The organism is Sphingobacterium sp. FBM7-1 (assembly GCF_020687765.1).
Lineage (GTDB): Bacteria > Bacteroidota > Bacteroidia > Sphingobacteriales > Sphingobacteriaceae > Sphingobacterium.
Genome location: NZ_JAJEWJ010000005.1, coordinates 270,364 through 280,102, shown reverse-complemented (window position 1 = coordinate 280,102; position 9,739 = coordinate 270,364). Strand labels below are relative to the sequence as shown.

At 43.9% G+C, this 9,739-nt stretch carries 10 protein-coding genes; 1 reads left to right on the top strand and 9 read right to left on the bottom strand.

The window, feature by feature from the left end:
• Positions 1-67: 67 nt before the first annotated feature.
• Positions 68-823, bottom strand: coding sequence for a LytR/AlgR family response regulator transcription factor (locus tag LKO28_RS11095; RefSeq protein WP_227694924.1), 756 nt, complete (start codon positions 821-823; stop codon positions 68-70).
• Positions 824-842: 19 nt separating this feature from the next.
• Positions 843-1,880: a sensor histidine kinase gene (locus LKO28_RS11090; protein WP_227694923.1), complete on the bottom strand. Its 1,038-nt coding sequence runs from the start codon at positions 1,878-1,880 to the stop codon at positions 843-845.
• A 328-nt stretch (positions 1,881-2,208) separates the two neighbouring features.
• Between LKO28_RS11090 and LKO28_RS11085 the strand changes: the two genes are divergently transcribed.
• Positions 2,209-3,414 carry an ATP-binding protein gene (locus LKO28_RS11085; protein WP_227694922.1) on the top strand — a complete coding sequence of 402 codons (1,206 nt, stop codon included), beginning with the start codon at positions 2,209-2,211 and terminating at the stop codon, positions 3,412-3,414.
• Between the two features lie 8 nt (positions 3,415-3,422).
• On the opposite strand, the gene LKO28_RS11080 is transcribed toward LKO28_RS11085, so the two are convergent.
• From LKO28_RS11080 to LKO28_RS11050, 7 genes are all read right to left on the bottom strand, one after another.
• Complete coding sequence (locus tag LKO28_RS11080) at positions 3,423-5,048, bottom strand: ABC transporter ATP-binding protein (RefSeq protein WP_227694920.1); 1,626 nt, start codon at positions 5,046-5,048, stop codon at positions 3,423-3,425.
• Between the two features lie 4 nt (positions 5,049-5,052).
• Positions 5,053-5,511, bottom strand: coding sequence for a S24/S26 family peptidase (locus tag LKO28_RS11075; protein ID WP_227694919.1), 459 nt, complete (start codon positions 5,509-5,511; stop codon positions 5,053-5,055).
• 10 nt (positions 5,512-5,521) lie between these two features.
• Complete coding sequence (locus LKO28_RS11070) at positions 5,522-6,415, bottom strand: DUF5106 domain-containing protein (protein WP_227694918.1); 894 nt, start codon at positions 6,413-6,415, stop codon at positions 5,522-5,524.
• A gap of 146 nt (positions 6,416-6,561) precedes the next feature.
• A complete protein-coding gene (locus LKO28_RS11065) occupies positions 6,562-6,855 on the bottom strand; it encodes a hypothetical protein (RefSeq protein WP_227694917.1) in 294 nt (97 codons plus the stop codon).
• A 515-nt stretch (positions 6,856-7,370) separates the two neighbouring features.
• The gene (locus LKO28_RS11060) at positions 7,371-8,474 is read right to left on the bottom strand and encodes a nucleotidyltransferase family protein (protein WP_227694916.1); all 1,104 of its coding nucleotides are present in this window, start codon (positions 8,472-8,474) and stop codon (positions 7,371-7,373) included.
• 43 nt (positions 8,475-8,517) lie between these two features.
• A complete protein-coding gene (locus tag LKO28_RS11055; protein ID WP_227694915.1) occupies positions 8,518-9,438 on the bottom strand; it encodes a hypothetical protein in 921 nt (306 codons plus the stop codon).
• Positions 9,439-9,441: 3 nt separating this feature from the next.
• On the bottom strand, positions 9,442-9,714 hold the full coding sequence (locus LKO28_RS11050) for a PqqD family protein (RefSeq protein WP_227694914.1): 273 nt from the start codon (positions 9,712-9,714) through the stop codon (positions 9,442-9,444).
• Positions 9,715-9,739: the final 25 nt, after the last annotated feature.

Genomic DNA, 9,739 nt, shown 5'->3' with positions numbered 1-9,739 from the left:
AAATAGACAGCATCACTGCACACTGTACACATTTACCGTTTTTCATACCGTTAATTTATTTAAGTTATTATAATATGTTACTATCCACAAAAGCAAAGAAATCGGGAAACGCCTGCCGGCTGCCCTTCGGCAAGGTCAGGTTCTCCTGCCCCCCTTCCTTCAGGGCCGTCAGCACGACTGCGCCCTCTACCACACCTTTGTAAAAATTGATATTGAATACCACACTCTTCGCACATTCCATAAACCACTTACTGGGGAGCAGCTCCATGATCCGGCCGAAAGTCGAGTTCGTCTCCAAACTTGTCCCGTCCTGCAAATGCAGATACAATTTACCGTTTTGCATATCCGCATACACCAGATCTTTAAACCACACCATCTGCCGCTGGAAACGCACCGGACCCTTGACCTGAAAAAAATCATAATATAGCTCCAGCGGATAGTCCGTCACGGGTAGTAAGGCCTTTAGGTCCTTGTCCAGCCGCCTGAGTGCACCCAATAGCCGGCTCCTACTCACCGGCTTTAACAACACATCCACAAAAGCACGGTCATAGCCTTCGTCTTCATACTTATCGTAGGCCGTGTACAGGATGGTCGGAATCTTTGGGTTCGATAGACTGGCCAGAAAACGGAACGCATTGGTATTCTCCAATTCCACGTCCAGGATCATGAAATCCACCGGGTTAATGTGTAAAAACTGTGCTCCGGCTTTAGGGTTTGTGAAGGTTCCGATGATTTCCACAAAAGGCAGGTCTTTGACTTCCTCCATAATGTGATCAATAGCCGACTGCTGGTCGTCTATGATAACGCCTCTCCATTTGTTCATAAGCTGATTGTTTAAAAGATTAGAAATTAATATTGATGGTTACTTTAAATACGGTTTCCTTTTCCTCGATCGCTAGGGCAGCCCGATCGCCGTACACGATTTCCAGACGCCGCCGCAAGTTTCGCAGCCCATACCCGTGCGATGCCAGGGCTGCCTCGCTGCGTTTCTGATTTTTTACCGTCACCGATAACTGGTTGTTCGTTACCTCCACGCATATTTCCAGGGGATATCGCTGATCCTGCAGATCACCATGTTTAAAGGCATTTTTAACCAGCGATAGCAAGCTGGTCGGCGGAATAGCGTACCCGAATAAATTACCCGCTTTGGTGATATTAATATAGACCGGTTGCGTCCGCGTTTCGCGCTGTATTTCGATGAAGCGCTCTACCGCCGTTATTTCATCCTGCAGCAGCACCGTCATGGGCCCGTCCGGCTCCTGTGCTTTTATATAGAATGTCATCAGTTGATAGGTCTCGGCCACCTGCCGGGCCATTTCAGGCATTTTCGCGCGCAACTTATGGCTCCAGCTATGGAAGATGTTGGCCAAAAGGTGCGGTGACACCTGGCTCGCCAAGGCACTGTACTCGTATTGCCGCCGTTCTTGCTCCACCTGGAGGCGGCGTTCCGCTTCCGCTAGCTTCTCCTCCACCGCCCGTACCTTGCCCACGTGCAGATAATACAACACCGCGCCGATCGTAAACAGCAAGTGTATTTCGCGCATCGAATTCAGAAATCCACTCCACTGAAAGGAACCCGTCAGCAGATAGCGTTCATACACACCATAGGGATCGAAACCGCCATGCAACACCACATACACCAAGGTTCCCGAAACCGTATAAAAGAGCAATAAAAGCAGGGTACCCAGCAGGTATCTTCCACGCCCGAAATACCTTTCCAGCAGATAATAGACGCTGTAAAAAACGAAAGCAAAGTAAGGGACTGTGAGCAAGACGAGCCAGAGACTCATCGCTACGTTCTGCCACCAATTGATTACGACATAATATACCGCGTAAAAAAGCCAATACAGGCTGTGCCGTTTCCACTTTTTATTCATCATGTTATTTATAATTAGGTTTATAATATTACCTACGCCATGTGCCGATGGTAGTATCGGACCGCTGTTAAACAAAGATTCAGGAAATTACGAACAAATCCAAATAGTCAGGGCTATCTTGGGGTTTAATTGGGCGAAGTTGGGGGATTGCGCCCAGAAAGGGAAGCAAAACGCATTTGAGCGGAGGCAAAGCAAGATCAGAAGAGAGGGTTCGAGAGATGCGAGAAAGGTTTTAAAACAATAAGGTATACATGAAACTTCGCAACAAAAACAATTATTTATACGGTATACATGAAACTTTGTGTATTTTTGAGCTAAATATACGGTACAAATGAAGTTAATAGAACGCCCTAGATATACCAACCGCATCATTCCCTTTATAGATAAACCAGTCATCAAAGTACTGACTGGACAACGGCGAGTCGGAAAAAGTTACGTTATGTTGCAGCTGATGGACCACATCCGAAACACGGTCACCGGAGCCAATATTATTTATATTAACATGGAGTTGGAGGATTTTATCCACATTAAAAGCAATATCGAACTAAACGCCTATTTAGAAGACAAGTGGATAAACGGACAGCCCAACTATCTTTTTATTGATGAGGTACAAGAAGTTTCCTCATTCGAACGCACACTCCGTAGCTTGTTGGCAAAGCGTACTTGCGATATATATTGTACCGGTAGCAATGCAAACATGTTATCCGGAGAACTGGCGACACATCTTTCAGGCCGATACCTCTCCTTTCATATCCATAGTTTAAACTATCAAGAATTCCTACAATTTCACCAGCTCAAAAATTCGACCGAAAGCATCCTAAAATATATGAAATATGGAGGGATGCCGTTCTTAGCTAATATCGGGTTACAAGATGATATTCCCTTCGAATACCTACGAAATGTATATTCAACCATTCTACTAAAAGATGTTGTTGCACGAGAAAACATCCGCAATGTTTCTTTTTTGGAAAACTTAGTTGCTTATCTATCCGATAATATAGGATCACTTTTTTCAGCCAGTAACATCAGTAGGTATCTCAAATCGCAGCGTGTAGATATTTCAACGCAATTAACCATCAATTATCTAAAAGCATTATCTAGTGCTTATTTCGTTCACAAAGTAGTCCGCTCCGAAGTAGGGGGACTCAAAATATTCGAGATTGGGGAAAAATACTATTTTGAAGATGTAGGTCTACGAAATGCCATTATTGGGTTCAATCAACGAGCCGATCTGCATAAATTATTAGAAAATGTCGTATATCTGCACCTCCTCCATCAAGGCTATAACGTATATGTAGGAAAATTAGGCCATAAAGAAATTGATTTCATGGGGGAGCGAAATGGAGCCAAAATCTATGTGCAGGTCTGTTTAACGCTATTGCAAGAAGACACTATAGCTCGTGAGTTCGGAGACCTCGAGCAGATCGACGATAATTATCCTAAATATGTAGTCACATTTAACGACCCGTTCGTAGGCGATAACTACAAGGGCATACTACAAAAAAACTTAATCGACTTTTTAACGCTGGATCTATAAATAAACGTTTAAGAAATATGCACTACTTGGCTGCACTGCTCCGTCAATAACGAGTCATGGGTTACAAAAACCAATATCCTATCTTTCCCGGCCGTCAGTAAACGATCGGTTAATTCCACCGCGGTTGAAGGATCAAGGGCAGAGGTCACTTCGTCAAACAGCCAAATGGCACAGTCCCGCAAGAGTGCCCTCGCCACGGCTATCCGTTGCGCCTGTCCTTCAGAAAGTCCATAACCGGATTCGCCCACCAAGGTATCCAAGCCGTCGGGCAGATCATGCACAAACGTAGCACAAGCTGTTACCAACACCTCCCGAATACGTTCGTCGGAAACCGGCTGATTATTCACTTGTAAATTTTCACGTATTGTCCCGCTAAAAAGTTTATCGCCCTGCGGCACGTAGGCAAAGTTTGTACGATGTGCGCTGCTTAATGGTATCTCGAGCCCATCTGTATGGAGGTGTAGAACACCACTATTGGGCTGGAGCAGGCAGAGCAACAAACGAATAAGGGTTGTCTTTCCCTTTCCACTTGCACCGACTACCGCTGTCGGTTTGCCGCGAACAAAATCTGCATCAAACTGGTGGAATACTCCCTTATCTTCGTAACGGAACCCCACACCGCGTAAGCGTACCTGTTGTATGTTGGGCAGATATTCTGCTTTCACTTCTTCCTCTTTCTCCGATTGCAGCATTTCATCCACGCGTTCCAATGCCGCGCGGAACCGGATAAACGTAGGAACAAATCCCATTAATGTCAGAACAGGCCCTTGGATACGCCCCACCAATTGTAAAAAGGCCGACATCGTACCAAACGTTATCTCTCCAACATGCAATCGCAAAATTCCCCAGATAAACGTGAGCAGAAAACCGGCATTGACGGTAAAGCGCAAAATGCCTTTTGAAACTGTAGAGAAATTCAAGACGCGCATTTTCATGGCATAAATCGTTTCCTGACTTCCCGTTACCTTATCCCAACGGATCCGTTGCAATCCTAAAGCACGAATTACCAAGCGAAACCGCATGTTTTCCTGGACGACATTTCCCAGGTTACTTTCTGCACGTTTCAGTTCCTGATTCATTTTTTTAAGCCGTTTAAAGTATAACTTGGAAAACACAACCAAAGGAGATATACAAAGTATCACTACCGCTAACATTGGATCCATGATCCACAAGAAACCAAAGGCCGAGAGTAATCGGAAGATCGTGACAATCGCGTCCACTGCTGTTGTGCCGATCATCTGTACTACCTCTTGGCAATCCGTATTGACACGCACCATAACATCTCCTGTATGCCAATTTTTCACCAATGCCCATGTTGTTCGCATTTGCGCATCCACCACATCCTGTTGCAAACCTACCAACATCCGGGAACGCATACGGTCGTTTACCCATGAAGCATATAAACTGGCTCCTTGACCGCCTACTACACTCCATACCGCCAACCACAACGATTGTTTCATGCTGGCTGTATCGCCGGCAATCGCATAATCAATCGCATGCTTCGAATAATAAACAAATAACAGGGATAAACTTAGGGCAATCAGCTCCGCCAAAAAATAAAGGAGCAAAGCACCCCGATAAGGCTTCGAAAAAGCCCATGCCCATTTTATTTGATACGTTAGTTTATGCTCCAATTTTCTACTTCCAAATCCTCCGTCTAATCGCCGCGACTACACGTCGAGGCCAACGCAAATAATACCATACTATAGCTAAGTTTTTGTTAAAGGTATTGCAAACCGCCACTGGCCGTTCCGCTCGACGCACTTCCACAACCGCCGCTATCAAATCTGCGGTAGGAATTTTTTCTATCTGTACGAGGTTATTGTCGCCCACAAGCCATAACTCATTTGCTTCCTTTCGTACTACACGGTGTAGCAAATGTCGTTGCGCCCATCTTGCCAACACCATATCGCCTATAGCGATATCCGCTATTTCTACCCTTTTTAAAAGCACCCGATCTCCTTCCCGCAGGAAAGGCTCCATACTTTTCCCCCGCACGGGAATCCATACTTGATCACCTTGTTCGAGCTGTTGCTCTACCCAGGTAAAAAATGTTTCGTTTTCTACCCTGACAGCCCGCGTATAATTCGTCTCCATTTTTTAACCGTTAATGCGAAACCACATTCACCAAATAACGTAAGGTCACATCCAGCGGTGCATCTTTCAATAACACTACGTTCGATTCATCTAATAAAAAGATGGTCGGATAGGCCCGTATATTATACAGACCATCGTTGATAACACGACCTTTTTCATCCCAGCCGTTGACCCAATTATCGGGTATACGTTTTTGATACGACGTCCAACGCGCTTTATCCGGATGCAAACTTACCGATACGATTTCTAAAAATCCATTTTCTATGCAATTGTATACGGCAGGTGTGTATCCGAGATCCTTCATTATCGCTTCACATTGCGCACAGGTTGGATCGTAAAACACGAGCATTTTATACGGTTTAGCCCCTTCGTGCATCCTTCGGTATTTCCCGTCTTTCGCTAAAAATTCAAAATCAGTCGCCAATGTTCCGACCTGATTCTTTCTTACAAGCTCCAACAGTAGGGCATGTTTAGTCCTTTCATCCTGCGGCAATTTTTCATCCGCGGCAAGATAAGTTAAAACCGGCTCATAATATTCATCATTTCGCATCGGCGAATTGGGATCGTACAAGTAATGGTTATATTTATCTAAAAAAAAAGTTAGGTTCTGCGGTTCTACGGATGCTTTTTTCAGCATGTCATGCACAGCGATCTGCATAACGGTATCCGGGACAGTGGGGAACAGCCCCATAAAATCCACCAATTTCTGCTCTACCGCATCGGGATTGCCTGCCTGTATCTTTGCCTTAAAGTTAAACCCATCCCAATACTTAAGCAGGCGCTTAGCAGGAAGCGAGTCGCTTTGCACAGATTGCCCTTCTCGCGGGCTGCCACAGGAAATAAAGATCAAGAAGATAGCTATTGCCCAATACAGCTTTCCCTTATGTAGCGATACAAAATCCATAATGTGGTAATTTTTCGATCAATTTAGGTTTTTCCGCGTAATTACGCAAGTTACGGTTGACATTGATAAGCAGTGAAAAAGGCTGTCCCTACGAACAGCCTTTCTATTATAAAATTATCGCTATAAATAAGTACTATTATTGTGATTTAGTTTGCACGTACACAACGTACGTTCTTCAGTGAAATGTCGGCTACATCAATGCCTAATAAATCCACATTACCCAAAAGCTCTGCAGTAGTTGTTGCTCTAGCAAACCGTCCACCCACCAACGCTGTACCTGTGTAAGCAAGGTAGCCTTGTGAACCTACACTTGTACCTAAATCAGTAAGTAAAGAACCTTCAAGAAGACGTGTATTTGTCCATAGACCTGCAGATAAACCAAAGCTATTCCCTAGAATTGGAATATTAGTCTCCAAAACCTGTAAATTAGCAAGTTCCAAAGATAGATCTGAAAGCCCCACACCTACCAAACCATCTTCGCCTAAAGCGGTAAGAACCGCAGCGTTAGTGATTTGTCCGTTATAATAGAAACGTATTTAATTAAACTAAGGTGAGTATTAATCATTTTCTTACTTGCTAACCAAACAGATATAAATGTAAACTAACGGCCGGAGTGTCTTCATAATCATAAAAATAGCCCGCTACTTCATGAAAAAGCATCGCCTTCGAGGCGGGTATTTTGGTATAGTTTTTCATACATCTGGTAGTTAATTAAAAATAAATTTTGTAGGTTTTAGGCTACAAAGTCCGTAGAATTACACAATAACACTTGTACAAACAAACAATTAAAGCGTTTTCTTTTCATCTCCAATTAAGTTTATGTACCTATCACTAGATTTATAGAAATACAACAAACAATATGTTTATATTGTTTTAAAAAAAATTCTTCTTCGTCACTAGATGTTACGATAGTCGAATAATAAGAAGTAAGAAGAGATAAAGGAAGGTGCGCCTGTTACCGGCGGGAGAAAAGAGCCGTCAAACGCGCGAAGGCACGTCGTATTGGGAAAAATATAACTTCTTGGGGAGCATATCTAAAATATAAACGCACATTTATCCATAATCGGCGAGCGCCATCCGGATGGACAGAGACAAACGAGACCTTCCCATCTAGGTAACGTTCATCATAAAAACCAAAATTACCTGAATTCCAAACTTCTTCCATCATCCAATCCGACGCTAGGTTGTCCGGATAAGGAAAAGGCAGATCTTCCTTGGGCAAACCTATGTATTTAACGAGTACCGCATGCAACACATGCACCCATTTCAAAATACCGGCATTTTTATACATCAGCCGAAGCTGCTCGGAATCGATTACCTTGCTATAAGCATGGTACAATATGGCGGCATCACAGATCTGGCGTAAACCAATACCAAAAGAGAGTAGATGCTTTAAAATATGGATATTCACTTGCAATATCTGCAATTCCGGAGCCAGCAAAGAAACGGCTTGACCTTCTATTAAAACCGACTGCTTTTTGTCACGATAAGTGTCCTCTAGTTTTTTCAGGTATGCCACCTTGAAAAGACTTCGGATGTCAAATAGACGCCGATGGTGCTCTATATGTATCCCTTGCCAATTATAACCCAGACTATGACCAAGCGGGGAATCAGCAAGAATATTCCGTTTTCGAAGGTATTCACGAGCCTTATCGTATCCATCGTCTTCGAAATACCAATCGATATCCCCGGATATGCGATGCAAGGGATTTGGATAACAACTAGCCACCCCCTGCCCCTTCAACAGAATAGGCTTGGTGCCTAGTTGCACAAAACCCTTAAATTGTTCTGCGGTAACTCTCCCCATCTGCATACTGTAGCGCTCAATCTGATCGACACGTACCGTCCATTTCATGCGCAATGCTCGAGGGGGTAACTGCTCTTCTGACAATAAAGAAAAACTATCGAAAATAATCCCTTCCACCGTATGGTTTAAAGCATATTGATAAAGGACAGCCCAGTCTTCGTCAGACAATGGTTCGGCAACAGAAAGTTTGCCCTTGCCCCAAAGCCCCATGCGCAGTAGCTCGAAAAAAGTCTCTTTTAGTTTATCCTTCATTGTGTTTTAAACATAGCTAAAAATACTATGTTTTTTATTACAATTATTCAAAAAAAGTGGATTGGTTACCAAAAACAGCGGCAGACGATAAATAGGCAGCTTCTGCATCAGGAAGACATTCCAACTTTCCGACCATCACGTTGTCAACGATACGCGAAAGCGTATCGGTCATTGCCTGGAACAATACCTTATTCCAACGGATAGCTGTGCAGCTAGGAAGCACCGCGATCAAGCTATGTATATTCTCTTGCTTCGTAAATTTATTGTATGGGGCCTGTTCCAGTCGCACAAATGCCTTCAATTCGACCTTCTTGTTTTTATAACAGGGCGTTTTTCCGCTCCATGGCGTACCGTATATAAACACTCTCCCATTATCTTCTATACGAATAGCCGGGTTATCATCATTGAGTAACTCCGTTTCAGGGACGTGTTGTAGCCAAAGTCGACTATGCGTACTTTTTCCAGTACCGCTTTTTCCCAAAAAAGCCACACCCTCCTTTTCACGGTGTGCAATGACCGAAGCATGGATCAATATGCGTTGATATTGTAACCCTACCTGCCCGAAGACCACCATTAATAGCCAACTGAGCAACTCCCCTGTGCGCGGATCGCTAGCATTACCATAAATAACAGATTCCTTAAAATCACGTGTACTCACCATCAACCATTCCCGCTCCCTGACATGATGTTTAATTTGGGTGGCAAAAGTATTTTCACGTTCGTAGAAGCGAAAATTATCGCCCCAAACAAGGGAAATGTCGCTCCTGAGGATACCCATTTCACCATCCTCACGAATTTCTCCTTCTGTTAAAGTCACGACCGCAACTGAGATCTCGCTGTCGGCATTCCTTTTACGAAAACCCGTGAATGAGGGTAAGAGCATATCCGTATCCAATTCTGGATCGCATCGCAATTCGAACTGCAATCCAGCGACTTCGTAAAAATGGCTCTTTACCGTACCCATATGCTAGGTTGCAAATAGGCCGGCAGCTTCAAATTCCTGAATCAGGGCAATCGCATCGGAAGTTGCCTTTTCCGGCATAACTTCATAATGTTCACACAAGAGGTCGGCGACCCGTTCCACAGTAACATCCTTTCCGGCCAGATTCTCCCAGAGCCACGCGGCAGTCTCGTTCAGCGTGTGAACTTTAGAAAGATCTACCATCCCTTGCCCAGGATCCACCATGATATAATCATCTCCGACCTTTCGAAGTACTAAATCTTGTCTTAACGTCCTCATAGCGTAAAAATAAAAAAGTTACGGA